Source organism: Bradyrhizobium diazoefficiens (assembly GCF_016616235.1).
Classification (GTDB): domain Bacteria; phylum Pseudomonadota; class Alphaproteobacteria; order Rhizobiales; family Xanthobacteraceae; genus Bradyrhizobium; species Bradyrhizobium diazoefficiens_H.
The window spans coordinates 5,045,371-5,070,325 of record NZ_CP067100.1; the positions used below are offsets into that span (position 1 = coordinate 5,045,371).

Sequence of the window (24,955 nt, forward strand, 5' to 3'; positions counted from 1 at the left end):
GTCCTCCTGCAGGTCGATCAGCTTCACTGGAAGTCCAAATCGTTGTCCTCTACCCGATTTGGCGCGCGATGAAAAAGCTCTTTATCAATGAGGGCGCGCACGGCGGGTCTAGACACAACATCCGCCCGGCTCAGCAAATCGCGAATTTCGAAGCTGCCGTCGACGCTGATCGTCTTGAGCGATCCGATGATCTGGCGAACTTCACGATGCCGTCCGAAGGGCATAAGCAGCCGCTCATATTCGACAGGGCGCCCGTCTGCATCTTGAAGCTGGTCCACGGTATAGACCGGGCGGCCCCTGGACAGGCACAGCTCGTATATCGGGAGCACAAGGGCCGCTAACCGCGGTCCGATGTATTCGTGCAGAGCACGTCCTTTGCCAACCTGCCCATATGCTCGTGACATCCGAGTACCCTCGCTTTGGATGATGAACACGGGCGACGCTCCGGCGTTGTCAACGTCGTAGTACACAAGGTCGTCACGCTCTTCTTTCAACCGACTTGGTTCGTAGTCCTCGATGCGAGGTAGCTTTTTTTCACGGGAATAGAGCCGCAGCCAGGTGTTGAGTAGATCACGTTGCCTGATAGCCCTGACTATTGCTGGGGTCGTGCTTTGGAAGTCCATCGTCTCAGCTCCGCACTAAAGGACATGCAGCACGCTATGGAACGGCCACGTTTGTTGTCTCTTCGAAGATTTTCACCTCCCCCGGGGCGCCTCTCGCACCCTCTCGCTCGTTCGGACCCGGATCGTTGCCAAGCCGCGCCTAAAGCTGCTGCGTATCCACGGCATCGCGCTTCCGAGAGTAACAGCTGGCCAGTTCGGCTGGCCGATCATGTCTCAGATCATGCCGACGAGCACGAAAAAGGCAATTTCCGCCAGGACCGTTACGACCATAATCGCGGCCGTAGAAAACATCTCACCGAGCGGCATGAGGGGCATGATGTGCCTCGAGTCTGATGCCCCTGCGGAAAAGTCACGAAGTCACGAAAAGTTTCGGTTCCTGCCACCCGGCTTCCCGTGTAGCGTCCGCGGTAAGAGGGACCGTGCACCAGGGGCGCTTCATGCGAGTCCTTGAATTGTCGTGCTGGGCCATAATGGTGGCAGGGCTGGTCGCGATCAGGGTCTTCGCGCTGCTCTGAAGCTGGCGAGAGCTCGGCTGTCCGAGCAACCATTGCGGCGACGGGAAGATGGCGAACGGGTCAGAGAGGCCGTCACTGACCGACAGGCGGTCAACGGCTGTTTTCGTGTGCGCTTTCCGTTCGATCCCACCAACAAAGCGGCCAGCGCTGTTCCGGGGTGTCAACCGGTACGGCAGCAACTTAGCGTCAATGGCGGGCGCGCTCCCGCGACGCGACCTTCTCGCCGAGGGATCGGCGCGTCGCCTCGTACCGACGAGTTGGTCGGTGCGGGCCGCTCCTTGAAAGCTATAACTCAGCGCGTCCGGCGAAATATGCCTCGATCTTCTCCCTTACGCCTTCAACGGGAGCCTCGCCGAACTTAGCGGTCCGGGGATGAAGCGGATGCCACGACCATGCGCGCGAGAGCCAAGTTTCCGCAGTGGGCCCGAACAAAGAAGGATCATCGAGGCTGCCGACGGCGACGATCAGCAATTGCGGTCTCGTCGGCCAGTGCGCCGAAATCGGACTGCCACACTTGCCACAAAAGCCTCTCCGGATCGGTCGTCCGCTTTCGGCGATGGTCTCGTAGAAAGTCGGAAGTCCATGGACGTAGTTGAACTTGTCGCTCGCGACCATCATCATCGCCGAGAACGCCGTACCGGTCGATCGCTGGCAATCTCGGCAGTGACACATCAACTGGACGATCGGTTCTTCCATGCATTCGTAACGAACATTTCTGCAGGCGCAGCCGCCGGTCAGCATCTCGTTGTTTCCTTTCGTTCTGAAGCCCGTCTAGCGTCCTTCCGATCCCGTCCCGACACGCGGGCTTGTCAGCACTGACGAGCAGGGCGTCGCCTGTGTGACAAGGCTGCGCGACTTTTGCGCCAGTCCGCCCTTCCGACGAACGCGAATTTCCTCCAACGCCGTGTCACAAATCGAATGCCTGCGTCGTCCTAGACGGGGAAGGACCACCGACGGCTGTGCAGCACGGGGTGCCCAATGGGGAACGGCTCGCGCGAGCTGCTCGGTTGCGGCGTAGCGAACAGAGGAGAAGACGTATGTTGCGATGGTTGTTGAAGCGGCAGATCACCGCCTTCGAACGCAAGTGGGGCTACGATGCCAGCTACATGCACGAGCTGGTCGAGATCGATCCGCGGGCGATGCTGGCGTTCGGCAAGCTGCAGGCCCTGGGCCGTTACCGCGGCGGCGCGCCGGTGAACGCCTATACGGCTGCCGGCCTGGTCGCGGTCATGGCGGAGGACTGCGGCCCCTGCACCCAACTCGGCATCATCATGGCCGAGAGCGAAGGTGTGGACCCGAAGGTGTTGCGCGCCATCGTCACCCGCGACTTCGCGGCGATGCCCCCCGAAGCGGCGCTAGGTGCCCGCTTCGCGGAGGCCACCTTGCGCCATGCCCCCGAGGCCGACGAGCTGCGCGAAGAGGTGATCCGGCAGTTCGGAAAGCGTGCGCTGGTCGCGTTGTCTTTCGCGATCCTGGCCGGCAGAATGTACCCGACGATCAAATATGCGCTCGGTCACGGCCGCGCCTGCACGCGGCTGGCGATCGGCGGGGAAACGGTTCCGGTGATGCGCGACGTGACACCGACGAAACGGGCATCGGCCGCATGACGGCAACCCTCGACCACGGCGCGGCGGCCTTCGAGACCCATCGGCGCGCGCTGACCAGGCTTGCCTACCGCATGCTCGGGTTGCGCGCCGAGGCCGAGGACGTCGTGCAGGACGCCTATCTGCGCTGGCACGCGACCGACCGTACCGAGATCAAGGACTCTTACCGCTATCTTGCGACGGTCGTGACGCGGCTTTGCCTGGACCGGATGAAATCGGCGCGAGCACGGCGGGAGTCGTACGTCGGGCAGTGGCTTCCGGAGCCGGTCGTGGACGAACTCGCGGAAAACGAGCACGCCGGCGAGCTGGCGCACGACATCTCGGTCGCCCTGATGTTGCTGCTCGAACGGCTGTCGCCGCTGGAGCGGGCGAGCTTTCTGCTGCACGACGTGTTCGGTCTCGACTACACCGAAATAGCACGGGCGCTGGACCGCAACGAAGCTGCCTGCCGTCAGCTCGCAGCGCGCGCCCGCATCCATATCGAAGCCGGCCGGCCGCGCTTCACCGCCTCGCGCGAAGAGGGCCTTCGCCTTGCCGCCGCGTTTCAAGCCGCGACTTCGGCCGGTGACATGCAGGCCCTCGCCGAGCTCCTGGCCCAAGACGCCGTGCTCTATTCCGATGGCGGCGGGAAACGCACCGCAGCTCTCAATCCCATCCGCGGAGCGGACAGAATACTGCGCTTCCTCGAGGGTATCGCTCGCAAAAATCCTGCACTTGCCGCGATCACGGCCAGGCCGGCCGTGGTCAACGGCTCCCCCGGATTCGTGATGCGCGAGAGCGACGGATCGATCGATACCATGGCTATCGAACACCGCGACGGCAGGATCGTCGCCATCTATCTGACCCGCAATCCCGATAAGCTGCAGCACGTACGGTTCTGAGCAGCTCGGTGTGGGCACGAACGTCGACGGGCAATCGAGCGTGGAGGCTCGCGGCTTTTCGCCGGCGGGTGAACCAAACTCCTGGGAGCAACGCGACGAACAGCGACTGCAGCGGCGCCTTGATAGTCGGAAAAACCCTTTCCAGTTGGCGCGCGGGGCCCGATGTTGTCCGAAGCCGCATGGTGGTGTCAGCGCACCGCGACGTGTTCGATCTCGAAGCGGAGGCTGAGCCTGAGGACAGGTCCCACGGCGTCGCGCACCTGAATCGCGAGAGTGCGAACCTCAGAACCGGGCAGGACGTCCTTGGCGAGGTCCGCAATGGCCCGGGAGGCCTCGCGTTTCACGTCCTCGAACGAGGCGATCTCCACCCCGACGTCGTCGGAGACCAACTTCTCGCTATCGGAGGTATCGAAGTAATAACGGGGCATTCACCAAAACCGGCTGCGGCTGCCACCGTTCCTAGGGTCCGCGCCGCCGTAGCGCTTGACTCCAATCGAACGAACAGTGAACATAGAGCATGCCCGCTGCACCCGAACTTGCCGCGCCCGCGGAGGGCGACCTTGATTCGGCCGCCGACCAGGCGATCGCGCGGGAAGCCGTGAAGGCGCTCATCGTGGCGAACGACTTCCTCGAAGCCCAGCTCGACGAGCTCCGGTCCAAGGTGTCGACTGGCTATGCGCGGGGACGGCCCTCATGAGCGCGCGAACAGAGGGTGAGCCAGATGACTGACGTGACCTATTACGTCGCTCTACCGTTCGTTTTCTCCGACGACGGCGTGGCCGCCGGCGAGGCTGCCGAGTGTCTCAGCGCCAACGCGGCGGTTATGCGGGCCGAGGCGCTGTCCCGGAAGCCCGGCCACGCCGGCGCCATCGCGTTCTCGCGGACCGGCGATCCGTCCAGCGGCGAGTTCGGCGACGCCAAGCTGATCCGGAAGTTCGGCGACGTGCCGGACGACCTGAGCGCGCTCTGACCGCGGCGGCTTCATTCACTCGTCGCTTGGACCGCCGGCGTCTCCCGGCTCGAGCAGGTTCAGCGCGGTCTCGATCTGGGCGAGCAGCGCCTGGATTTCGTCCCGCTCGTTCGGCCCAGGATCGCGCTCCAGTCGCTCCAGGAGCGCCTGCTTCCGCGCGAGCAGCTTTGCGACCGTCGACATCGCGCCTCCCCTTGTTTGACATCTCCAAACGAGGTGGTGCGCCCACGACAAACCTGCCAGCCCTGGCTCTGCGAGGTCCGGGCCCCGTACGTACGGGTCGCTTTCCCGGCCCGCTATTTCGCCGGCGGGCGCAGCGGGCCGTCCACCCACTTCAGGGCGGCGGGATCGTGCAGCGGATCATCGTCGCAGTCGGGGCAGACGTAGCGCTCTCCGCCTCTGGCGGCCTCGTCCCGGACGAGCTTCATCGCCCGCGCGCAGTGAGGGCACGGCTTCCGGATATGGTGCAGCAGCGACATCTGGCTTCCCCCGCCGCGACCAGCGTAGGGCCGTTTGCCAGGCAGGCACAAGCGATCTCTTGACGTGAGCCATGCTGACCATCGAAGATCGGCGTTCGGTGATGTTGTGGGGGTGGCGTCGTGGAAGAGTTCTACAAGGGCTTCGCGCAGCAGGCACGCGATCTGGCCGAGAAGGCGGACCCGTTCACACGAAGGCGGCTGCTCGATTTGGCCAAAAGGTACGACGCGAAGAGCAAACCAGGCGGCAGCGCCCGGCCCTCGCCGCCGCCGCGCACCACCCCGCCGGCGAGCCTCCATGCCGGCCCGGGGGAGGCATGAGGGAAGCCGGCTCCGCCGAACTCAAATGCGACAGCTGCAACGGCGCGGGCGCCAGCCGGCGTGCGAGACCGAACCGGTCGCAGGATTTTCCTGGCCGCTGCACGAAGTGCCGCGGCCGTGGACGGATGCCGCAGCAGGAGTGACCCTCCGAATTCAGCGGCCGAACGTCGTTGATGACCGCCGCGGTTGCAAAGATCACCGGGGCCGCTCGGCGGGGTGACGCGGTGGGGCGCAAAGTCGGTCGCTGCAAGAGCAACTATCCCCGGGGGCCGAGAAGCCAATGGCGGCGCTCGCAGCCCCGCTGGGGGTACGCTCCTGGCTGTCGGCAGTGAAGTCGGCCTTCGTCGGCGGGAGACACGGCTTCCGATCCTTCGCGCCATGGAGCAAGTCGCAGACGTCCGCGTTTTCCATCCCTCGTAGCGAAATCACTCATGGTCGGAGAGGTCATGCGATCGATCAGGGAGAGCAGACGGTCCAGAAGGTCCCGTTTCCTCCGCGATGCGATGGTCGACGTCCAGATTGCCAGCCGCGGCATCCGCAGCAGGCGGGTCCTGTTGGCCATGCGGCAGGTCCCCCGCGAAATCTTCCTCGAGCGGCGGTTCGCCGAGGCAGCATACGAAGACAGTGCCGTGCCGATCCCGAAGGGACAAACCCTCTCTCAGCCCTACATCGTCGGCAAGATGCTCGAGGCTGCTGCGATCGCGAAGTCCGACCGAGTGCTGGAGATCGGCGCAGGTTCAGGTTATCTGGCCGCCCTCGCCGCCAATCTCGGCCGGGAGGTTTGCGCCGTGGAGCGCCATGAGGCATTGGTGCAGCGCGCCCGTTCGCGCCTTCGGCATCTCGGTTGCCGGAATGTGGATCTGCGCCATGGGGACGGCACCGCGGGATGGCCGGACGGTGGCGAGTTCGCCGTGATCCTGGTGTCGGCCGCGAGCGCGGAGATACCCACGGCTCTCAGGGCTCAACTAGCTCCCTCGGGACGACTGATCATTCCACTCGGCAACCCCGACGGCGTGCAGCGGCTGACGAAGCTGGTGCGCGCGTCGGATGGCCGCTTCGTAGAGGAGGAGATCGAGGAGGTGCGTTTCGTTCCTCTCGTGTCCGGTTGAGCGGCTGCCGATCCGAGCGCCGCCCAACTTCGCGTGCAGCACGTCAGGCCAGGGCTCGCGGTCCCCAAGCCCCGCACATCCTCCGTCATTCAGCTGCCGCGCTGCGGGAAGTGGCGCACACGAGCACGAGACCGAGGGCAAGTGCGATCAGAAACGTTCCCGCCGATATCTCGACGTGACCGCGTGCGCGCCGCTGCGTCTGAACCGTCCACATTTGGCCGACCTCGCAAACGATTCCGACCAACGGACGCGCTGCGCCTTCGTTCCGAGGACCGCGACTGTGTCCGGCGCCGCTTCACGGAACGAATCGCCGTCGACGCGTTGAATCCGCATGTGCGCCGTGGCGTTGCGTCAGTCTGGTTCGGGAGTATCGGGCGTCGCCGGCGCGCGCAAAGCAGGGATTCCAGGTTACATCGAGCCCTGCGACCCCACGCTGCGCGAGAGTCCGCCGCGCGGGACCGACTGGGTCTACGAGATCAAGGCCGACGGATACCGCGCGCAACTGCATCTCGATGATGGGGATATCAAGGTCTATTCGCGCACCGGGCTCGACTGGACCGAGCAGTTCTCCTCGATCGCAGCCGCGGCTCCTAAGCTGAAGGCGAAGAGCGCGATCATCGACGGCGAGGCTGTCGTCTACGGCAGCGGCGGCCTGCCGGATTTTCAGCAGCTCAGGCGCGAGCTCGGGTCGAAGCGCAGCGAGCGCGTGCGCTACCATGCATTCGATCTCCTGTACCTCGACGGGTACGATCTGCGCGACGCGGCGTACGAGAACCGCAAGCGTCTGCTGCAGGACCTGCTGAAGGGCGCACCCGAGACTTTCATCTACGTCGAGGCGCTCGAGGCCGACGGTAAGGTGGTCTTCGAGAAGGGCTGCAAACTGGGCCTCGAGGGACTCGTTGCCAAACGGCTCGGCCGCCCCTACCGCTCCGGGCGGCAGGAGACCTGGATCAAGCTCAAGTGCAAGAAGAGCGAGACCTTTCCGGTCGTCGCCTTCGTGGAAAAACTGGGAGCGAGTCCGCGCAAGATCGCCTCGCTCTACGTGGGCCGTCGGGAGAACGGCAGGCTCCTCTACGCGGGCAAGGTCCGGACCGGGTACACGGAGACGACCGCGCGCGAACTGCGCGAGCGGCTGGATCCGCTGATCCGGCGGACATCGCCGCTCGATGTGCGGGTCAAGAAGCCGAAGGCGACCTGGGTCGAGCCGACCGTGCCGGCCGAGGTGGAGTATGGCGCGCTGACGGACGACGGGCTGCTGCGCGAAGCCGTATTCAAAGGGCTCCGCGAAGACCTTGCTGTGCGCAAGGTCAAGGCACCACGGCTGGCGCCCGGTTCCGGAGGGCAGCGGAAGCTCGGGGTGCCTGCGGCAAACATTCTCCAGCTTCTTCCGGATGCGGTGGTGCCTTCCAAGGAAGAGCTCGCGGCCTATTGGAAGCGGGTCTGGAGGAAGGCGCTGCCTCATCTGCAGCATCGCCCGCTCAAGCTGGTACGGCACGTCCACGGCACCACGTTCTATCACAAGGGTCCGCTGCCGAAGGATATCCCGGAGGCGGTGCACCAGCTGCGCATCGAAAAGCGCGAGGGCGGCCTGGGCACGCGGCTGTGGGTCGACAGTCTGGACGGCTTGCTTGGCCTCGTCGAGATCGGAGCCGTCGAGCTGCACCCGTGGAATTCGACGGTCGAGGACTTCGAGCACGCCGACCGCATCGTCATCGATCTCGATCCCGGCGAGGACGTGGAATGGGAGGCGGTAGCCGAGGCCGCGCTCGAACTGCGCGCGCTCATGAAGCGCGAGGGCTTCGACACCTGGCCCAAACTGACCGGCGGCAAGGGCGTCCATCTGATGGCGCCGCTCGACGAGCCGATGCTGCACGACCGGGCGCATCGCATCGCGCGCAGCCTCTGCTCCGAGTTCGCCGCACGCGGCGCCGATCGGTTCATCCTCTCGGCGCAAGCCCGGCGCAGGGGGCGGATCTTTCTCGACTACCTGCGCAACGGACGCGGGACGACCGCTATCGGCACCTATTCGCCGCGGGCCCGTGAACACTTTCCGATCGCCGCGCCGGTGACTTGGGCGCGCATCGAACGAGGGATCAGGCCGGACGCATTCACGATCGAGAACCCATTCCGGGCAAAGAGGAGGTGACCATGGCGGACGCATTCGACCGCTGGATCGAGTGGGCCAACAACCCGCCCGGCCAAAGACCTGGGCTTCCCTCCGACGTCCACGCCAGCGTGATGTCTCTGGACAGAGAGGATCGTACCGACCGGCAAAAGGTCAATGCCGCCGTCGAACATCGGGCCGAGTTGCGTCGAACGGGACGGACCGCCTGGATCTATCTCGACGACTTCGACCGCGGAATACGGCGGACGATCGGCGATCCTGCATGGGTGAAGGTCTTCGCGTCCGCCGAAGCCGCCGACAGATGGTTCGATAAGCACGATCCGGAAGGCGTTGCGTGGGAGTACCAGATCGAAGGCGGACCGCGGCAAGCGTCCGTCTGGATCTTCCTCTCCGGCGAAGGCTCCAGAGAAATCGGCGACCCGGGCTGGATCAAGCTGTTCGCCACGAAACGGGCCTCCGAGAAATGGCTTGAGCAGAACGCTCCGACCCGCCAGTCTTGGGAATATCCGGTCGAGGAGTGAGACGTGAGCACGTTCGTGGACAGCTCGGTCTGGTTCGCCGCTGCCGTTGCGCGCGACAGCAACAACGGGCTCGCCAAGTCCATTCTGCTCAGCCTCGATGGATGGAGGCTAACGGACCACGTGCTCGCCGAAACCTGGCAACTGCTTTCGGCAAGATTCGGCAGAGAAGCGGCGGACACGTTTTGGGAGCGCCTGCGGCAGTCCGGCGCCGTCATCGAGCCCGTCACGGCCAGCGATCTGGAAGCGGCTTCGCGGATTGGGACCACTTCTACTGACGGAGAGTATTCGCTCGTCGACCGCACCAGCTTCGCCGTCATGGAACGGCTCGGCATCACACGGGCCGCATCCTTCAATCCCTCCTTCTCGACGTATCGCTACGGCCGCCGCAAGCAAGCTTTCCAGATCGTTCGCTCAGGTCACAGCTCTACGTTCGCGGCCCTGAGGCAAGCCATGCTTCACCGGAGGCCGGTTCGACTGACCTATGGGAGAAAAGAATTCGTGGTCTGCCCGTACGTCCTCGGCCACGCTGTCGGGGAAGAGCGGGCATTCGTCTTGGTCGTGAATGGGACCGGCGAGCGGAAGGAATCAAAACGGGGAAACTGGATCTGCCTGCGAGTAGCCAAGATCCAGAACATCGAGACCATCGACGGCCCCTGGATCAACCGGGCATTTCCCGGGCCGGTTCAGCGATGTGTCGATCAGGTGCATCTGGACGTGCGCCAGCTGTAGGGCAAGGACGCCGGCGCGCCTGCGCACGGCGAGGAAAGCTGCGATGCAGGTGAAGTTTGCCTCAGCGCCAGCAGGCCTGCGGGCACTCGTCTGCTCAGGCAGCGTCCAGGCCGCGATGCTCGTCGATGCGCGAGCTGGCGGAGCGGCGGAGTCTACCGCCTTCCTCGCTTCCGCATCTGGTGCATCTGAAGGTCACCTCGCGCTCCGCCAATGTGCTCGTATGTGAGCCGACGGCCATCGGCCAAGCACCGCATCTTGGACACTTCACCAGCAGGTCATCGGTCTCGATCATCGCGAAGGCTCCTCAGCCGCGCCCCACGGCGCGCCAACGTGCCTTCACCGAAGCCGTTCCTCCGTCGTCACTTCTGATCGGGCTTCTTGGCGGCAGGGCCACTCTTGTTCCCGGGCAGACCCTTGACGTTGGACGTGTCCTGCTGCTGCACCGTCGAATTCGTGCCGCTCGACGAGCCGACCGTATCGCCGGGTTTGGCGGCGGGGCCGTTCTTGTTCCCCGGCTGACCGGCGATACCCGTCCCTGAATTCTGGGCGCTGGGCGCATTAGTGACGTTCGGCTGAGTGTTCTGGGCGGTCGCTGCGGATGCCGACAGAACGAACGCGACTGCAAGAGCACTTACGATACATTTCATGGCCATCCTCCGGACAGTATGTTGAGCGTGCAGCTACATCCTGCCGCGGGCTGCCAACGTCGGGCTGCAAGGCGCGTTCCTTGAGGCGACGGAACCTGACCGTCCGGGTGCCGTTGTTCCTGAGAAGGCGCCGGACAAGAAGAAGTTCAAGGGCGTACGACGCGAGAAGGCGAGCTGATCAGAAAGATGCCCAAAGCCGAAACGCAGGAGGTGGCGAAACTGCTGCGCGAATACGCGGAGCGATCCGCTTTGCGAGGCGGGAATCCTTACCGCTCGAAGGCGTATGCGCGCGCGGCGGACAGCCTGGCGGCCCTCGCCGTGCCCCTTGAAGTCCTGATCGACGAAGGGCGCCTCACCGAACTGCCCGGCGTAGGCGAGGCCATCGGCGACATCATCACCAAGCTCCACCGGACCGGCACGCATCCGAGCCTCGAGAAGTTGCGCAAGGATGTCCCGGCCGGCGTTCTCGAGTTGTTGGCGGTGCCGGGTCTGCGCGCGGACAAGGTGATGCGTCTGTACAAGGATTTGGGCGTCACCTCGCTCGCCGAACTCGAGACGGCGGCGAAGGAGGACCGCATCAAGAAGGCGAAGGGGCTCGGCACGGCATTGCAGACCAAGATCCTGCAGAACCTCGCCATCGCGAAGAGCGGACAAGGTCGGCTGCATCTACACCGTGCCGCTGCCCTGCTCGCGCACGCCAAGGACTCGGTCCGCAAGACCCGGCCCGAGCTCAAGCGCGTGACGATCGCCGGCGACTTCCGTCGCGGCTGCGAGCTCGTCGCCGACCTCGCTATCGTCGCGGAAGCCCCGAAGGTCGGCACATCGAAAGCGTCGAAAACGGACGGCCTGCAGGTCCGCATTTCCGATCGCAAGCACTTCGGCGCCGCCCTTCTCTTCTCGACCGGCTCGGCCGCTCACATCGAGAAGCTCCAGGCATTGGCGGCGGAGAAAGGGATGCGACTGGAAGACGACGGCCTACACAATGGCCGTTCACTCGTCGCTGGCGACGAGGCCGACATCTATCGCGCGCTCGGCCTGCCCTTCATCGAACCCGAACTGCGGGAGGGACGCGACGAAATCGAACTGGCACTCAAAGGCAAACTGCCGAAGCTGGTCGCGGACAAGGATCTGCGCGGAATCCTTCACTGCCACACCGATGCCTCCGACGGCACCGAGACGTTGGAGACGATGGCGAAAGCCACGCGCGAGCGCGGCTTCGAGTATTTCGGAGTCGCCGACCATTCGAAGTCCGCGCACTACGCCGGTGGTCTCTCCATCGAAGAGATCGTTCAGCAACAGCGCGAGGCGGACCGGCTGAACAAGCGCTTCGGCAAGGACTTCAGGATCCTCAAAGGTATCGAGTCGGACATCCTCGCGGATGGCTCGCTCGATTACGACGACGAAGTGCTCGATCGCTTCGACTTCGTCGTCGCCAGCATCCACGGACGATTCAAGCTCGACCGCAAGGCACAGACCGAGCGTTTGCTGAGAGCGATCTCCAATCCTTGTACCACCATCATCGGGCACATGACCGGTCGTCAGCTCCAGCGCAGGCCCGGCTACGAGATCGACATCGAGAAGGTGCTGAAGGCGTGCGCGAAGAACGACGTCGCGGTCGAAATCAACGCGCATCCGTGGAGGCTCGACTTGGATTGGCGCTGGCACCAGGCGGCGCTCGACTTCGGCTGTATGATGAGCATCAATCCGGACGCCCACTCGATTCCCGAGCTGGACCACATGCACTGGGGTGTGGAGATGGCGCGCAAAGGCGGCGTCCCGCCGGATCGCGTGCTCAACGCGATGCCGCTCGCAGACATCACGCGATACCTCAGGCAGAAGCGACGGTCGCTCGCCCGCGCAGCCTAATTCATTCTTAGCAAAACATTCTTCCGCACGCGCAGAAGCGCGCGCCCCCGAGAACGTTATTCTCGCCGCGGACCGACTATCGGTTGTAGGCGTGCCTTCGCACCAACCGACTCGTTCTTAAACCGCGATCGACCCGTTCTTTCGGTGGCGGCATAATCGGTGGCGGCATAAGGAGCGCGCGCTCGCGGCTCCCTACCCGTCACTAGCTACTGTCTCGCGTCTCGCGTGCGCCTCTGTGCCTGGGCCAATAGCTCGGCGCTGAACGACGTCATCGCTGGACATATCGACGTCTATTGCGATCCCGCGACCGGGCCGACGCCCTACATCCAATCGAAGACGATCAAGGGCTACGCCATCACCAGCAAGACTCGTGTCGCGACGCTGCCCGATGTGCCGACCTCGGCGGAAGCCGGAGTTCCCGAATTCAATGTCACGACCTTGTACGGCCTCTACGCGCCGCGCGGCACGCCGAAGCGCGTGCTCGACCAAATCGTGGACGCACTCCAGACCGCACTCAGAGAACCGACGCTGGTCAACCGCTTTGCTGAACTCAGCATGACTCCAGTCGAACCCGCGCGTGCGACTCCGGAAGCTCTCGAAACCTTCCTGAAAGCCGAGATCGGCAAATGGGGATCGATCATAAAGGCGGCAGGAATTGTTCCGCAGTAGAGATCAGCGGTGAGGAGCGCACGCCGGCTCTGATCGCGCTCGAGATTGCGCCGATGTTCGGTCGTGGCCCCGCGTCAGGAGATTGCCACAGGCGATGCAGTCTGTCCGAGATCCCGCTCATTATTCGATGGGCGCGCGCAAGGTGTGCCAGTCCGTCACCGACTGGAACGCATGCCCGGCGCGGGCGAGCACATCCTCCGACAGGTGCGGGCCGACAAGCTGCATGCTGAGCGGAAGACCGTCCGATGCCATGCCATTCGGCAGCGTGATGGTCGGACTGCCCGAGAAGTCGAATACCGCGGTGAAGCGCAAGATGCTGAGCAGGACGCTCGGATCGGCGCCGTATTCGCCCATCTTGGTCAGCGTCGGAGTCGGCACGGGCATGGTGGGAATCAGGAGCATGTCGATATCGCCGAACAGGGCGGCCAGGCTGCCGCAGAACCTAAGCCTCTCGTGATGAATCTGCGCGATTTCGACGCCGGTCATCGACCTGCCCTGCTCGATCAGCCGCGCCAGATCGGGGCCGTATTCCGACCTCCGCGCCGGATAGGTTTCGAGATGCGCCTCTGCGGTTTCGATCGAGCACATCGGAATCCACATGCTTACGAGCTTCTCGTAGGCCGGGAACCTGACCTCGCGGATATCGGCCCCGAGCGCCGCGAGCGTCCGCTCGGCTTCCAGCAACGCGGCGACCACCTGCGGATCGATCCCATTTTGAGTGTAGCTGCGGTCGACGCCGATCCGCAGGCCGCGGACCCCGTCACCGATCCCTGCAAGATAGTTCGGCACCGGCGCCTGCAGGGCCGTGGGATCGTTGACATCCGCCCCTGCGATGACGCTGAGCATGACGGCCGCATCGGACGCGCTCCGGCACATCGGCCCGACATGATCGAGCGAGTCGGCCAGGGGGAAGACGCCATAGCGGCTGACGCGGCCCCAAGTCGGCTTGATCCCGGTCAACCCGCAGGTTGCCGACGGAAACCGGATCGAGCCGCCGGTGTCGCTGCCGATGGAGCCGAAGCAGAGCCCCGCCGACGACGCCACGCCCGATCCGCTCGAGGACGAGCCGACCCAGTAATCGACGCCCCAGGGATTGACCGGCGCCTGGTCGTTCGGATGATGGCTGGTGTAGGCGCCCTCGGTCATCTTCAGCTTGCCCAGCGTGACGGCGCCGGCCTGCTCGAGCCGGTCCACAATCGTCGCGTTGAAGGACGGGACGAACCTGGCGTGCATCGTGGTGCCGCCCGCCGTCGGCGCAAAGGTCGTGTAGCAGAGGTCCTTCAATCCGATCGGCACGCCGTGCAGCGGGCCGCGCCTGATTCCCTTGGCAAGCTCGGCGTCACAGCGCTTCGCCTGCGCCATGGCGCGCTCGGCAAGGACGAGCGCATAGCCGTGGAATTTGCCGTCGAGCCTGGCGATCCGGCTCAGCATGGCCTCTGTCACTTTCGAGGGCAGAAGCTCGCCGCGACGGAAAAGTTCGGAGAGCTCGGTGATCGACTTGTAGTGGATTGGATCTGCTGACATCTGACAGCCCTGTTGTTGTCGGAAAAGACCTTGCCCACCGGCGCCGCGTACGGCCGGGTTCGTCGCTACACGGCTCGGGATCCGCCTAGAACTGGACCCCGCGCGTGAGCGCACCATCGACCACCAGGTTGGTCCCGGTGATGAAGCTCGCAGCCTTGCTTGCAAGAAATACCGCGGCGTTCGCCATTTCCTGCGGCGTTCCCATGCGGCCGGTCGGGTTGAGTGCCAGCGCGGTCTTGTACAGCTCGGGATTGCCGTCCTTGATCTGGTTCCAGACACCGCCCTCGAAGTAGGTATTGCCCGGCGACACCGAGTTGGCGCGGATGCCTTTGCCGGCGAGCTGGAAGGCGAGCCCCTGCGTGTAGTGAATGATCGCGGCCTTGAATGTGCCGTAGGGACCGCTGGCGAAATCGACCTCGCGACCCGAAACGCTGGAAATTGTGACGATCGCGGCGGCCTTGCTCTTCTCCAGATACGGCATCGCCGCATTCACCAGCCGCACCGTGCCCATCATGTCGGTGGAGAACTCCTTCTCCCAGCTCTCCTCGTCCTGCCCGATCGACAAGGCGCTGACATTGGCGACGACAATATCGATGCCGCCGAGTTTGGCGGCCATATCCTCCACCCATGCCTTGAGCGCCGGACCGTTGGAGACGTCGACCGCGCTGCCGAACGCAGCGACGCCCATCGCCTTGATCGCAGTGACCGCGCTGTCGACGTCGGCCCGGTTGCGCGCGCAGATGGCGACATTTGCGCCTTCGGCCGCGAAGGTATCGGCGATCGCCCTGCCGATACCTTTGGTACTGCCGGTGACGAGAACCTTCGCTCCCTTGAGTCCGAGATCCATGTTCATTCCCTCCCTATTGACGAATTGAAAGCACGCCAGAGGCCGTTCAGAGCAGAAGCTGTTCGCGCACGGTGTTCTCGTTGACCTCGCCGCCTGCAAGCGACCACGTAATCTTACCCTTCTCCATAATGTAGCAGCGCTCGGCGATCGCGAGGATCGTGTCGAGGTTCTGCTCGACGAAGATGATGGTGGTTCCGAGCTCGTTGCGGAACGACCGTAGCGCTTCGCAAATGTGCTGGACTATCGAGGGCTGGATGCCCTCGGAGGGCTCGTCCAGAATCATCAGGGACGGATTTCCGATCAGCGCGCGGCCTATGGCGAGCTGCTGCTGCTCGCCGCCCGACATGGTGCCCGCGGCCTGCCGCCGGCGCTCCTTCAGCCTCGGGAAATACTCATAGACCAGTTCCGGCAGCTTCTTGCCGCCGGGACCGCCGATCAGCTCGCCGACCTGAAGGTTTTCCTCGACGGTCATTTGCGGAAACACGTCGCGCCCTTGCGGGATATAGCCAAAGCCCGCCCTCGCCCGTGCGTCTGCCTCCAGCGCCGTGACGTCCTGCCCCATGAAGCGGATCGTCCCACGCCAGGTTTGCAGCAGGCCGATCAGGCAACGCATCAGGGTCGATTTGCCGACGCCGTTGCGCCCGATCACGCCGACGATCTCGCCGCGTGAAACCGACATGGTGACGCCCTGCAAGATCGGCGTCGCACCGTATCCCGCCCACAAGTCGGCGACGTCGATAATCCACTCGGAAGACGAAACATTAGTGAGCATGGGTTTTACCCAGATAGATTTCCGCGACCTTCTCGTCCTGCAGAATGCTTTCAAGCGTGCCGCGCGCAAAAATCCTGCCGAGATGCAGCACCGTGACGCGCTGGGCGACCTGGCGCACGAAGGCCATGTCATGCTCGACCACGAGCACCGTCATCCCCTCGGCATTGAACGACCTGATCAGCTCGCCGGTCTTGAAAGTTTCCTCAGGCGACATGCCGGCGGTCGGCTCGTCCAGCAGCAGGAGTTGCGGCTTCAACGCCAGCGCCATCCCGATCTCGAGCCATTGCTGCTGACCGTGCGACAGCGCGCCCGCGAGCTTGTTGCAATCCGCCGCAAGATTGAGCAGCGTCAGCAGGCGATCTTCCTCTGCGAGGCGATCCGACCCCGACAATCGCTCCTGCAGCGCTGTCTGGATGTTCTGCCGGACAGGCAGTTCCTTGAAGACGCTCGGGGCCTGCATCTTGATGCTCATGCCCCGCTGCACGCGCGCGTAGGGCCGCTCAGCCGTGATATCGACGGTGTCGAACAGAATGCTGCCCTCGGTCGGCGGATAGAGCCCGACGATCAGCTTGAACAGCGTGCTCTTGCCGGCGCCGTTGGGTCCGATCAGGCAGTGGATCTCGCCGGCATTGACCGTGAGGTCGACGCCGGAAACGGCCGTCAATCCGCCGAAGCGCTTCGAGAGGCCTTTGACTTCGACCAGCGCCATGATCAGGGCTCTTCCGGTTGCAAGCGGCCGGCCTCAGCCACCACTTCGCCACGCCGCCGGCCTCCCCGCCACCTGTCGGCCGCGAGCTTGCCGATGCCGAGCACGAAGCCTTGCGGAGCCAGCATCACCGTAGCGAGCAGCAGCGCCCCCATCAGCACCAGCGCCGCCTGCTGGCTGTAGACCGTGATGGTCTGAAAGCCGAACAGCAGCAGGAACGACCCGACCAGCGTCGCGGTCAGATCGCTGCGTCCGGAGAATGCCACCCACACGATCGGCATCGCCGCCGCCGGCAAGCCGACGCTGGACGGCGTGATGAACTGTCCCCAGGACGTGTATAGCGCGCCGCTGAGGCCTGCGAGGCCGCTGCCGATCACGAAGGTCAACAGCTGATATTTCCGAACGTCGTAGCCCAGCATCTCCGCGCGCTGGGGATTCTCCCGCGTCGCCACGATGACGTTGCCGATCCCCGAATTCACCAGCATGCGCAGCGCAAGGTAGACGATCACGATCAGGGCGATCATGACGTAATAAAGCGCCGAGCCCTCGACATAAAAGTCGCCTATGGTCAGCGGATCCATGCCTTTCATGCCGTTGAAGCCGTTCAGCCGCGCCGGCCCGATGTGCCATTCCGGTCCGGCCGTTTGTCCGAGGAAGAAGGCGAGCACCAGCGTCGCCGACAGCGTCACGATGCCGAAGAAGATGCCGTTGATGCCGCCCCAGATCATGAAATAGCCGAGGATGCCGGCCGCGATCATCGCCAGGACGACAGCGAGCACGAGCGCGGCGATTGTCGCAGTGCCGCCGCCCATGTTGATCGCCAAGACGCCGTAGCCATAACCGGCGATACCGAAGAAGAGCGTTTGGCCGAACGACAGCATGCCGCCATACCCCCACATCAGGCAGAGGCCGAGCGCCATGAAGATCCAGATCAGGAAGTAGGCGAAATTGCCGACATCGTAGGAATCGGCGAACAGCGGATAGGCCAGCGCAGCCGCCAGCACCGTCAGGAAGCAGGACCAGAAGATCTTGCCGCGTCCGAGCGTCTGCGGCCCTTCCAGCAGCTTTAACATCACAGTCTCCCCTTAGCGGCCACGGCGAACCAGCACGCTGGATAGCCCTTCAGGCAGCACCCGGATGATGAGAATGACGGCGACCAGCATGCCGATCTGCCCGATGATCTGACCGTAGCTCGCATTCAAGGCCATCCGGATCATCGCCAGGAATACGGCGGCCGGCGCCGTTCCGAGCAGCACGTTCGCTCCGCCGATCACCACCGTCACGAAGCTCTCGACTACGAAGGTCGCGCCCATGGTCGGGATCAGTGTCATGGTCGGTGCGTAGAGCGCTCCGCAAAGCCCGGCAAGGCCAGTTCCGATCCCGAAGCTGATCGCATAGATGCGGCCGGTGCGTGCGCCCAGCGCCTTGGCCATCGCCGCATTCTGCATCGTCGCGCGCGCGATCACGCCGAAGCGCGTCTTCATGAAGATGATATAGAGACCGGCCAGCACCGCCACGGCGCAGCCGAACAGCACCAGGCGGTAGGTCGAGAACGTATAGCCGCCGATCGCGAAGCTGCCCTCGGGTGTTCCGATGCCGCGCACGGCAGAGCCGACGATCAAGAGCATCGACTGCGTCACGATCAGGCTCAGTCCCCAGGTCGCGAGCAGCGAGTCCAGAGGGCGCTTGTAGAACCGCCGCACCACCAGAAACTCGACAAGGACACCGATGAGGCCCGCCGTCAGCGCCGCCAAGATCTGCGCGACGGCGAGCGGCACCCCCAGATTGACCAAGCCAACCGTGACATAGGCTCCGCACATGATGAACTCGCCATGCGCCATGTTGATGACACCCATCATGCCGAACACGATGGCGAGGCCTGCGGCCGACAGAATGAGGAACGCAAAGACGTCGGCAAACTGATAGAACAGCGAGAACAATTCAGCCGACATCTCGATCCCCTCGATGGCGGCGCCGCATCGCCGCGGCGCCGGCTTGCTTTGAAATCATCACGCCATCACGAGCAAGATCTGTGCCCGTGTCAGGACTTCTTGGGGAGATGGCTGGGCGTGTACTGATCCTTGTCGTTCTTCTTGGTCAGATCGCACCCGATCTCGCCTAGCCAATAAGGTTGGATCGTGCCGTAGTCCTTTTCGATCTTCACCTCGTGTTTCGGCCCGACCGAGATCAGGCGCATGCGATGCGACGTGTGCTGGCTCTTCGGATCGATGCAGACCTTGCCTTCGGGAGCGTCGATGCAAGCATCGCCCGTAGCGATGACCTTGCGCATGTCCTCAAGCTTGATCGACTTCGCCTTCTCGACCAGTGCCTTGTACATGTAGAGCGCGTTATAGGCGTTGTACCCCATGTCATTGATGTAGAGCTCGTCGGGGAATTTTGCGTGCCATCGCTTTTTGAACTCTGTCGCCTCCGGCGTGTCGATCTCTTCGAACCAGTTCGCGGTCGCGTGCATGTTGTTGAGCGCCGGCGGCTTGAACCGCTTGTGCTCGAAGCCGAGCATGACCTTGATCGACGAGCCCATCGGCAGGTTGAGATTAGCCGCGGCCGCCTGCTCGAAGAACGAATCCTGGGCCGCGCCGACATTGATCGTCAGCAGCCAGTCCGGCTTGGCTTTCTGGATATTCTGGATAGTCTGCGCGAACTGCGACACACCCAGCGGTATGAACTCCTCACCGACGACCTCGCCGCCGAGATCCTTCATGATCTTGCGGTTCCATTCCGCCGAGATCTGACCGAAATTGTAGTCGGCGGCGATGACATAGACCTTCTTGCCGAACTTCTCCACCATCCACGGAATCAGTGTCGAGAACTGCTGCTCGGGCACCGCGCCCATGCTGATCATGCTGGCGTCGCAGACGCCGCCTTCATACTGGTTGGTGTAGAAATAGGGCGTCGTGGTGCGGTCGACGATCGGACGCAACGCCTCGCGCGAAGCCGAGGTAATGCCGCCGATCAATACGTCGACCTTGTCGCGATTGAGCAGGCGCCGGCCGAACTCCTGATAGCGCGCATTGTCGCCCTGCGGATCGAGATGGATCAGCTCGATCTGCCGGCCCAAAATGCCGCCGCTCTTGTTGATCTCCTCGACGGCGAGTTGCGAGCCGTGCAGCTTCGGCATGCCCATGAAGGCGAGATCGCCGGACACGTCCTCGAGCAGGCCGACCTTCAGCGGCGGCTCCGCCGCGCGCACAACACTCATCGACGCTGCGGTACCGAGCATGACGCCGAGCAAAACCATCCGTAACTTGCGTCCCGAATTCATCGTGATGTCCCCTCTATTGAAAGCGGCTGGGTGTCATGGCTTGAGGTAATTCTTCAGGATGGACGCCCCCATCGTGTATTTGGGGTCGACCATGTTGCCGAGGCGCATGCGGCCGGCCTGGCTGAGCAGCATGTAGGCGTCGATCTCGCCGAAGCCGTAGTCGGCGGCCATCCATCGCACGAGCTCGCGATAGGCGATGCGCGCCGCGTCCTCGAGCGGACGCGCGCTGCCGATCGTCATGATGAAGTCCTTCGTCTCGAGCCGCGGCCAGGCGAAGCTCCAGTTCTTGATCAGGTCGACCTGGAGCGTGACGGTCGCGCGCTGCTCGAGCGCGACGCCGGAGAGCTCGCCGTCGCCCTGCGTCGCATGGCAATCGCCGACGTAGAGCATTCCCCCGTCAGTATGCACCGGGAAATAGATAATCGCGCCCGGAGCGACATCGGGGAGATCCATGTTGCCGCCGTGATAGTCCGGTTGCAGCGACGAGATCGCCTCGATCTCCGGCGAGACGCCGATGGTGCCGATGAACGGCTCGTAGGGCAGCGTGAGCTTGTCGTTCCAGCGCACGCCATTCCGGTCGACATGCAGCTTTTTCACGCGCTCCGGCAGCGGCGGATTGAGCAGCGCGGTCGAGCCGGTTCCGACCAGCCCGCCGAATTCCGGAATGATGCAGGTCGTGCCGGCCGGCTGCTCGCCCCGGGTCTCGACGTCGCGGATGTAGATCGCGAGGCAATCGCCCTTCGTAGCGCCTTTCACCGCGATCGGCCCGCATTGCGGATTGAGATAAGGGAAGTTGAGCTTGGCAGTGGGGCTGTCGGTGTCCTTGGTCAGCACGCCGCCGAAGGCATCTTCGGTCTCGACGACGACCACCCCGCCCGGATCGATCGATAGGGTCGGCTTGGCATAAGGACCATAGACGTAGTGGAAGCCGCCCTGCTGCTCGATCGTCAGACTATGCGTCGCGCCGGCCGCGCCCTTCGCGACGGCGCGCTTGGCCATGATGGACGTGTTCAACCAGTCTTCGGACATGAGTTCGGCTCCTCGGCTCAGATCGCGGGATGACGCTTATGCCACTCGGTGACGCGCTGAAACGCATCGCCCGCGCGAACGAGGCCGGCCTCGTCGAAATGACGGCCGACGAACTGGAAGCCGACCGGGCCACCATTCGCCGCGAAGCCGCCGGGCAACGTCACGGTCGGACTTCCCGTCATGTCGAACGGGCATGTGAAGCGGAGCAGGCCTCCGATCAGCGAGGCGTCCTCACCGAGCGCCGCCATCTTGGCAAGCGTCGGCGCAGCGAACGCCTGGGCCGGGATCGCGAGGAGATCGACCGCCTCGAACAGCGCACGCACAGCGCCGCGAAACGCTTCGCGCCGGAGCACGATCTTCTGATAATCCATGCCGGACTGCTGCCGGCCGAGATCGAGCAGACCCGCAAGTGCCGGGCCATACTCGTCCTTGCGCGCCGGATAGGTCTCCTCGTGCGCCACCGCGACTTCGATGCCGCAGAGCGGGAACCAGTCATCAATGATCGCCTTGGGATCGGGAAAGGTGATTTCCTTGATCTTCGCACCGAGATCGGCCGCCACCCGCAAACTCTCGGCCAGCACCTTGGCCGCATCGCCATCGGTGCCTTCGCTGGTCCAGCGCCGATCGACGCCAACGGTCGCGCCGCGCAGATCGCCGGTCAGGCCGGCGAGATAATCGGGCACGGCCAGCGGCACCGCTGTCGTATCCCTCGGATCCTGCCCCGCGATCACGCCGAGGATAGCGCCGCAATCGACCGCACTCCGCGCCATCGGGCCGATGTGGTCCAGCGTCGCCGCGAGCTCAAATGCGCCATAACGGCTGACCCGTCCCCAGGTCGGCTTGAGTCCGGTGACGCCATTGGCGGCGGACGGAAAGCGGATCGACCCGCCGGTATCGGTGCCGAGCGAGCCGAAACAGAGGCCCGCGGCGGTAGCGACGCCGGACCCGCTCGAAGAGGCGCCGGGCCAGAGATCCGCGTTCCACGGATTTTTCGGCGGATCGATCTTCGGATGATGGTCGGCGTAAGCGCCCTCGGTCTGCTGCAGCTTGCCGAGGATGATCGCGCCGGCATCCTTCAGCCGCGCCACGACCGTTGCATCCTCTGTGGGGCCGAAGTCGCGATGGATCGTCATGCCATGCGCGGCAGGCGCGCCCTTCGCCCAGCAGAGATCCTTCACCGCCACCGGCACGCCGTGCAGCGGCCCCTTGATCTTGCCGGACGCAATCTCCTTTTCGGCCGTGGCGGCATCGGCGAGAGCCGCGTCAGCCATCACATAGGCAAAACTCTTGAGCTTGCCATCGAGCTTTTCGATCCGTCCGAGCATCGCCTTGGTCACTTCGACCGGCGACAGCTGCTTCGCCTGAATCTTTCGCCCGATGTCGACGAGCCCGAGATAGTGGAGATCTGTTTCCGCCATCGCTCTTCATTCTCCCGCTCTCATGACACACCGCCGCCTCGCGCATGCGTCACCGTTCTGGCGACGCGGACGCATCGCCAGCTTCTTCGGCGGCAAACGAAAAAAAGCCACCCGTCCCTCCCGAATGAGGTGACGAATGGCTCAAATGCCGCGGCTATGATCTGTCGCTTTAGGGTCCGTGATCGAACGAAGCACTTAGTGCAAGGAGCTGGACGTCATCGGCCAGATCGGCGCACGCGAGGTTCGACAGGTCGCCCTGTAGGAGAAAAGTCTAAGTAACTGCCTATCGCGTTGTCAACGATGCTGTCTGCCTAAATTTCGAGAGTGCTGCGCAGCAAAACTGCAAGTCACTTGCGCTGTCATCGGCGATGATGATTTCATCTTCGCGTTACGCGACCGAAAGCCGTCAATGACAAAGCCGTCTGTTCCCGTTGGCATCATCTGCTCGCAGTCCGGGCCTTATCAGGCCATGGGACGCGAGATCCTCAAGAGCGCGATGATGGCGGTCGACGAGATCAACACGCAAACGGAGTTCGACTTCTCGATCGCGCCGCATGTCCGCGACCCCCGCGGCATCGTCTCCGAGTATCACACGGTCTGCGACGACCTCATCCGCAACGTCGGCGTCGCGCACATCATCGGCTGCTACACCTCGGCCTCGCGCAAGCAGGTGCTTCCGATCGTGGAGCGTACGGATCGCCTGCTCTGGTATCCGGCCCGCTATGAAGGCTTCGAGTGCTCGGACAACGTGATCTATGTCGGCGCCTCGCCCAATCACAACGTGCTGCCGCTGGTCCGCTATGTGCTCGACAATCTGTCGCGGGAAATCTTCTGCGTCGGCTCCAATTACGTGTGGACCTGGGAGACCAATCGCGTCACGCGTGAACTGGTCAGCGCGGCGGATGGCCACATCCTTGCCGAGCGGCTGCTCGAGCTCGGCGAGAGCGCCGTCGGTCACATCGTCGACGAGATCGTTCGCCGCAAGCCGCCGATCGTGTTCAATACGCTGGTCGGAAGCTCGAGCTACGACTTCATCCGCGCATTTCACGCCGGCACCAAGGCCGCGGGGCTGGAGATTCCCATGCTGAGCTGCAGCCTGTGCGAGCCGGAACTGGCGATTGTCGGGCCGGCATCGGCCGGATGCATCACGTCGTCGGCCTATTTCGAGAGCATCCGCCTGCCGGAGAACCGCGCTTTCGTCGCGCGCTGGAAGGCGCGCTATGGCGAGGACAGCAGCCCTTCCGTCGATGGGCAATCCGCCTATGTCGCAGTCTATCTGCTGGCGCGCGCGTTGCAACGCGCGGGCTCGTCCGACATTGCCGAGGTGCGGCGCGCCGCGGCCGGGTATCGCTACAACTCGCCGCAAGGACCGGTGTGGATCGACGGCGGCAACAATCATTGCGTCCTTACACCGCGGCTTGCGGTATCCAATCCGCAGGGACAGTTTGATATCTTCTGGGAAGCTGACGCGCCTGTTAAACCTGATCCTTACCTGACGCAACTCGACGTTGCCGTCAGCCCGTCGCGGGAAACCTCGGCGGGCGGCGCATTGCCGAATGCGCCGCATCTGCGGGTTGTGAAATGAGCAGACCGTCTTCATTTTCGCTACGCGGCCGCAAGGCTCTCGTCGCCATCAAGGACGAACGCGACGCAAGCATCGTGCGGCGTCAGTTTGAGCGTCTCGGGATCGAGGGTGTCGCATGGACGCCGACGGAGCCGGTCGACTTCGCACCAGATTTGTCACTGATCGATGACGAATTCCTGCCTCTGCTGCAACCGGCGCAACGCGCGTTCCTGGCGCGATCCCCTGTCATCGCCCTGCTCGGCACCGAGACGCCAAGCCGCCTCAAGCTGGTGTTCGAACTCGATCCGGCCTCGTTCCTGATTAAGCCGCTCCGGTCCGCCGGCATCTACGCAGCCCTCGTCATGGCATTCGAGCGCAACGAGCGCACAAGCGAATTGAAGCAACAAATTCTCAAGCTGGAGCACCGTTTGAAGTCTCGTCGCGTCGTGCTTGCCGCCGTCCTCCAGATCATGCATTTGCACGCACTCGCCGAGCCGGCGGCGTTTGCGCTGATCCGGAAGACTGCGATGGAGCAACGCAAGACGATCGAAGAGCTTTCTGCGGAGATTACGGCAAAAGGCATGCTCCCGCGTGCAGCAGGCTAGAACGCTTTCCGTCAGATGGAGGTCAGGCCGCAATGGTCTATGCTGTGCTGCCATCGTTGCCGCTGTATTGTCGGGTACGAGATGGGCCGCAGCACGCGCATCGCGTAACGCGTAACGCGCGCTGGCGCCTCGACTGATTGCTACCCTCGGC

28 protein-coding genes are annotated in these 24,955 nt (G+C 63.8%); 13 read left to right on the plus strand and 15 right to left on the minus strand.

Annotated elements, in window-relative coordinates:
- Positions 1-23: 23 nt before the first annotated feature.
- Together JJB99_RS24210 and JJB99_RS24215 are read right to left on the minus strand one after the other, a co-directional pair.
- Entirely contained in the window at positions 24-623 is a 600-nt protein-coding gene (locus JJB99_RS24210; protein ID WP_200494798.1) for a hypothetical protein, read from the minus strand.
- A gap of 800 nt (positions 624-1,423) precedes the next feature.
- Positions 1,424-1,879 (minus strand): GFA family protein, encoded by a 456-nt coding sequence (locus JJB99_RS24215; protein ID WP_200494799.1) that lies wholly within the window; start codon positions 1,877-1,879, stop codon positions 1,424-1,426.
- Positions 1,880-2,190: 311 nt separating this feature from the next.
- On the opposite strand from JJB99_RS24215, the gene JJB99_RS24220 reads away from it, so the two are divergent.
- Together JJB99_RS24220 and JJB99_RS24225 are read left to right on the plus strand one after the other, a co-directional pair.
- Positions 2,191-2,745 carry a hypothetical protein gene (locus JJB99_RS24220; RefSeq protein ID WP_200494800.1) on the plus strand — a complete coding sequence of 185 codons (555 nt, stop codon included), beginning with the start codon at positions 2,191-2,193 and terminating at the stop codon, positions 2,743-2,745.
- Complete coding sequence (locus JJB99_RS24225; protein ID WP_200494801.1) at positions 2,742-3,623, plus strand: sigma-70 family RNA polymerase sigma factor; 882 nt, start codon at positions 2,742-2,744, stop codon at positions 3,621-3,623. Before JJB99_RS24220 ends, JJB99_RS24225 begins: the two co-directional genes overlap by 4 nt.
- 188 nt (positions 3,624-3,811) lie before the next feature.
- On the opposite strand, the gene JJB99_RS24230 is transcribed toward JJB99_RS24225, so the two are convergent.
- Positions 3,812-4,051 (minus strand): DUF6894 family protein, encoded by a 240-nt coding sequence (locus JJB99_RS24230; RefSeq protein ID WP_200494802.1) that lies wholly within the window; start codon positions 4,049-4,051, stop codon positions 3,812-3,814.
- 89 nt (positions 4,052-4,140) lie between these two features.
- On the opposite strand from JJB99_RS24230, the gene JJB99_RS24235 reads away from it, so the two are divergent.
- Together JJB99_RS24235 and JJB99_RS24240 are read left to right on the plus strand one after the other, a co-directional pair.
- Positions 4,141-4,320, plus strand: coding sequence for a hypothetical protein (locus tag JJB99_RS24235; protein WP_200494803.1), 180 nt, complete (start codon positions 4,141-4,143; stop codon positions 4,318-4,320).
- 24 nt (positions 4,321-4,344) lie between these two features.
- On the plus strand, positions 4,345-4,593 hold the full coding sequence (locus JJB99_RS24240) for a hypothetical protein (protein ID WP_200494804.1): 249 nt from the start codon (positions 4,345-4,347) through the stop codon (positions 4,591-4,593).
- Positions 4,594-4,608: 15 nt separating this feature from the next.
- On the opposite strand, the gene JJB99_RS24245 is transcribed toward JJB99_RS24240, so the two are convergent.
- Positions 4,609-4,776, minus strand: a complete 168-nt coding sequence (locus tag JJB99_RS24245; RefSeq protein WP_200494805.1) for a hypothetical protein — start codon at positions 4,774-4,776, stop codon at positions 4,609-4,611.
- Between the two features lie 113 nt (positions 4,777-4,889).
- Entirely contained in the window at positions 4,890-5,072 is a 183-nt protein-coding gene (locus JJB99_RS24250) for a hypothetical protein (protein WP_200494806.1), read from the minus strand.
- A gap of 120 nt (positions 5,073-5,192) precedes the next feature.
- Here JJB99_RS24250 and JJB99_RS24255 point away from each other — a divergent pair, with 120 nt between their 5' ends.
- From JJB99_RS24255 to JJB99_RS24275, 5 genes are all read left to right on the plus strand, one after another.
- The gene (locus JJB99_RS24255; RefSeq protein ID WP_200494807.1) at positions 5,193-5,390 is read left to right on the plus strand and encodes a hypothetical protein; all 198 of its coding nucleotides are present in this window, start codon (positions 5,193-5,195) and stop codon (positions 5,388-5,390) included.
- A gap of 503 nt (positions 5,391-5,893) precedes the next feature.
- A complete protein-coding gene (locus JJB99_RS24260; RefSeq protein WP_200494808.1) occupies positions 5,894-6,499 on the plus strand; it encodes a protein-L-isoaspartate(D-aspartate) O-methyltransferase in 606 nt (201 codons plus the stop codon).
- A gap of 331 nt (positions 6,500-6,830) precedes the next feature.
- Entirely contained in the window at positions 6,831-8,645 is a 1,815-nt protein-coding gene (ligD, locus tag JJB99_RS24265; RefSeq protein ID WP_200494809.1) for a DNA ligase D, read from the plus strand.
- Positions 8,646-8,647: 2 nt separating this feature from the next.
- A complete protein-coding gene (locus tag JJB99_RS24270; protein WP_200494810.1) occupies positions 8,648-9,145 on the plus strand; it encodes a hypothetical protein in 498 nt (165 codons plus the stop codon).
- 3 nt (positions 9,146-9,148) lie between these two features.
- Positions 9,149-9,874: a type II toxin-antitoxin system VapC family toxin gene (locus tag JJB99_RS24275; protein WP_200494811.1), complete on the plus strand. Its 726-nt coding sequence runs from the start codon at positions 9,149-9,151 to the stop codon at positions 9,872-9,874.
- A gap of 359 nt (positions 9,875-10,233) precedes the next feature.
- Here JJB99_RS24275 and JJB99_RS24280 read toward each other — a convergent pair whose 3' ends face one another.
- The gene (locus JJB99_RS24280; protein WP_200494812.1) at positions 10,234-10,521 is read right to left on the minus strand and encodes a hypothetical protein; all 288 of its coding nucleotides are present in this window, start codon (positions 10,519-10,521) and stop codon (positions 10,234-10,236) included.
- Positions 10,522-10,707: 186 nt separating this feature from the next.
- On the opposite strand from JJB99_RS24280, the gene JJB99_RS24285 reads away from it, so the two are divergent.
- The gene (locus tag JJB99_RS24285) at positions 10,708-12,387 is read left to right on the plus strand and encodes a DNA polymerase/3'-5' exonuclease PolX (RefSeq protein ID WP_200494813.1); all 1,680 of its coding nucleotides are present in this window, start codon (positions 10,708-10,710) and stop codon (positions 12,385-12,387) included.
- Between the two features lie 225 nt (positions 12,388-12,612).
- Positions 12,613-13,056 carry a tripartite tricarboxylate transporter substrate-binding protein gene (locus tag JJB99_RS24290; protein WP_246774964.1) on the plus strand — a complete coding sequence of 148 codons (444 nt, stop codon included), beginning with the start codon at positions 12,613-12,615 and terminating at the stop codon, positions 13,054-13,056.
- Positions 13,057-13,176: 120 nt separating this feature from the next.
- On the opposite strand, the gene JJB99_RS24295 is transcribed toward JJB99_RS24290, so the two are convergent.
- From JJB99_RS24295 to JJB99_RS24335, 9 genes are all read right to left on the minus strand, one after another.
- On the minus strand, positions 13,177-14,580 hold the full coding sequence (locus JJB99_RS24295) for an amidase (RefSeq protein WP_200494814.1): 1,404 nt from the start codon (positions 14,578-14,580) through the stop codon (positions 13,177-13,179).
- 85 nt (positions 14,581-14,665) lie between these two features.
- Complete coding sequence (locus JJB99_RS24300; protein ID WP_200494815.1) at positions 14,666-15,427, minus strand: SDR family NAD(P)-dependent oxidoreductase; 762 nt, start codon at positions 15,425-15,427, stop codon at positions 14,666-14,668.
- Positions 15,428-15,473: 46 nt separating this feature from the next.
- Entirely contained in the window at positions 15,474-16,199 is a 726-nt protein-coding gene (locus JJB99_RS24305) for an ABC transporter ATP-binding protein (RefSeq protein WP_200494816.1), read from the minus strand.
- Positions 16,189-16,908, minus strand: coding sequence for an ABC transporter ATP-binding protein (locus tag JJB99_RS24310; protein ID WP_200494817.1), 720 nt, complete (start codon positions 16,906-16,908; stop codon positions 16,189-16,191). The genes JJB99_RS24305 and JJB99_RS24310 overlap by 11 nt, the downstream gene beginning before the upstream one ends.
- Positions 16,909-16,910: 2 nt before the next feature.
- Entirely contained in the window at positions 16,911-17,978 is a 1,068-nt protein-coding gene (locus tag JJB99_RS24315; RefSeq protein WP_200494818.1) for a branched-chain amino acid ABC transporter permease, read from the minus strand.
- Between the two features lie 12 nt (positions 17,979-17,990).
- Positions 17,991-18,857: an ABC transporter permease subunit gene (locus JJB99_RS24320; protein ID WP_135169740.1), complete on the minus strand. Its 867-nt coding sequence runs from the start codon at positions 18,855-18,857 to the stop codon at positions 17,991-17,993.
- A gap of 89 nt (positions 18,858-18,946) precedes the next feature.
- Positions 18,947-20,188: an urea ABC transporter substrate-binding protein gene (locus tag JJB99_RS24325; RefSeq protein ID WP_433995730.1), complete on the minus strand. Its 1,242-nt coding sequence runs from the start codon at positions 20,186-20,188 to the stop codon at positions 18,947-18,949.
- 33 nt (positions 20,189-20,221) lie between these two features.
- Positions 20,222-21,217: an acetamidase/formamidase family protein gene (locus JJB99_RS24330; protein ID WP_200494819.1), complete on the minus strand. Its 996-nt coding sequence runs from the start codon at positions 21,215-21,217 to the stop codon at positions 20,222-20,224.
- A 17-nt stretch (positions 21,218-21,234) separates the two neighbouring features.
- Positions 21,235-22,635, minus strand: coding sequence for an amidase (locus JJB99_RS24335; protein WP_200494820.1), 1,401 nt, complete (start codon positions 22,633-22,635; stop codon positions 21,235-21,237).
- A gap of 409 nt (positions 22,636-23,044) precedes the next feature.
- Between JJB99_RS24335 and JJB99_RS24340 the strand changes: the two genes are divergently transcribed.
- Together JJB99_RS24340 and JJB99_RS24345 are read left to right on the plus strand one after the other, a co-directional pair.
- Positions 23,045-24,220, plus strand: coding sequence for a transporter substrate-binding domain-containing protein (locus JJB99_RS24340; RefSeq protein WP_200494821.1), 1,176 nt, complete (start codon positions 23,045-23,047; stop codon positions 24,218-24,220).
- Positions 24,217-24,804, plus strand: a complete 588-nt coding sequence (locus JJB99_RS24345; protein WP_200494822.1) for an ANTAR domain-containing response regulator — start codon at positions 24,217-24,219, stop codon at positions 24,802-24,804. The genes JJB99_RS24340 and JJB99_RS24345 overlap by 4 nt, the downstream gene beginning before the upstream one ends.
- Positions 24,805-24,955 lie beyond the last annotated feature (151 nt).

Excerpts from the sequence above, each read along its gene's own strand:
- JJB99_RS24245 (WP_200494805.1), bottom strand. The coding sequence starts at position 4,776 with ATGTCGACGGTCGCAAAGCTGCTCGCGCGGAAGCAGGCGCTCCTGGAG.
- JJB99_RS24250 (WP_200494806.1), bottom strand. The coding sequence starts at position 5,072 with ATGTCGCTGCTGCACCATATCCGGAAGCCGTGCCCTCACTGCGCGCGG.
- JJB99_RS24240 (WP_200494804.1), top strand. The coding sequence starts at position 4,345 with ATGACTGACGTGACCTATTACGTCGCTCTACCGTTCGTTTTCTCCGAC.
- JJB99_RS24335 (WP_200494820.1), bottom strand. The coding sequence starts at position 22,635 with ATGGCGGAAACAGATCTCCACTATCTCGGGCTCGTCGACATCGGGCGA.
- JJB99_RS24340 (WP_200494821.1), top strand. The coding sequence starts at position 23,045 with ATGACAAAGCCGTCTGTTCCCGTTGGCATCATCTGCTCGCAGTCCGGG.
- JJB99_RS24300 (WP_200494815.1), bottom strand. The coding sequence starts at position 15,427 with ATGGATCTCGGACTCAAGGGAGCGAAGGTTCTCGTCACCGGCAGTACC.
- JJB99_RS24280 (WP_200494812.1), bottom strand. The coding sequence starts at position 10,521 with ATGAAATGTATCGTAAGTGCTCTTGCAGTCGCGTTCGTTCTGTCGGCA.
- ligD (WP_200494809.1), top strand. The coding sequence starts at position 6,831 with ATGTGCGCCGTGGCGTTGCGTCAGTCTGGTTCGGGAGTATCGGGCGTC.
- JJB99_RS24310 (WP_200494817.1), bottom strand. The coding sequence starts at position 16,908 with ATGGCGCTGGTCGAAGTCAAAGGCCTCTCGAAGCGCTTCGGCGGATTG.
- JJB99_RS24330 (WP_200494819.1), bottom strand. The coding sequence starts at position 21,217 with ATGTCCGAAGACTGGTTGAACACGTCCATCATGGCCAAGCGCGCCGTC.
- JJB99_RS24320 (WP_135169740.1), bottom strand. The coding sequence starts at position 18,857 with ATGTCGGCTGAATTGTTCTCGCTGTTCTATCAGTTTGCCGACGTCTTT.
- JJB99_RS24225 (WP_200494801.1), top strand. The coding sequence starts at position 2,742 with ATGACGGCAACCCTCGACCACGGCGCGGCGGCCTTCGAGACCCATCGG.
- JJB99_RS24295 (WP_200494814.1), bottom strand. The coding sequence starts at position 14,580 with ATGTCAGCAGATCCAATCCACTACAAGTCGATCACCGAGCTCTCCGAA.
- JJB99_RS24285 (WP_200494813.1), top strand. The coding sequence starts at position 10,708 with ATGCCCAAAGCCGAAACGCAGGAGGTGGCGAAACTGCTGCGCGAATAC.
- JJB99_RS24230 (WP_200494802.1), bottom strand. The coding sequence starts at position 4,051 with ATGCCCCGTTATTACTTCGATACCTCCGATAGCGAGAAGTTGGTCTCC.
- JJB99_RS24270 (WP_200494810.1), top strand. The coding sequence starts at position 8,648 with ATGGCGGACGCATTCGACCGCTGGATCGAGTGGGCCAACAACCCGCCC.
- JJB99_RS24305 (WP_200494816.1), bottom strand. The coding sequence starts at position 16,199 with ATGCTCACTAATGTTTCGTCTTCCGAGTGGATTATCGACGTCGCCGAC.
- JJB99_RS24260 (WP_200494808.1), top strand. The coding sequence starts at position 5,894 with ATGGTCGACGTCCAGATTGCCAGCCGCGGCATCCGCAGCAGGCGGGTC.
- JJB99_RS24345 (WP_200494822.1), top strand. The coding sequence starts at position 24,217 with ATGAGCAGACCGTCTTCATTTTCGCTACGCGGCCGCAAGGCTCTCGTC.
- JJB99_RS24210 (WP_200494798.1), bottom strand. The coding sequence starts at position 623 with ATGGACTTCCAAAGCACGACCCCAGCAATAGTCAGGGCTATCAGGCAA.
- JJB99_RS24235 (WP_200494803.1), top strand. The coding sequence starts at position 4,141 with ATGCCCGCTGCACCCGAACTTGCCGCGCCCGCGGAGGGCGACCTTGAT.
- JJB99_RS24215 (WP_200494799.1), bottom strand. The coding sequence starts at position 1,879 with ATGCTGACCGGCGGCTGCGCCTGCAGAAATGTTCGTTACGAATGCATG.
- JJB99_RS24325 (WP_433995730.1), bottom strand. The coding sequence starts at position 20,188 with ATGAATTCGGGACGCAAGTTACGGATGGTTTTGCTCGGCGTCATGCTC.
- JJB99_RS24315 (WP_200494818.1), bottom strand. The coding sequence starts at position 17,978 with ATGTTAAAGCTGCTGGAAGGGCCGCAGACGCTCGGACGCGGCAAGATC.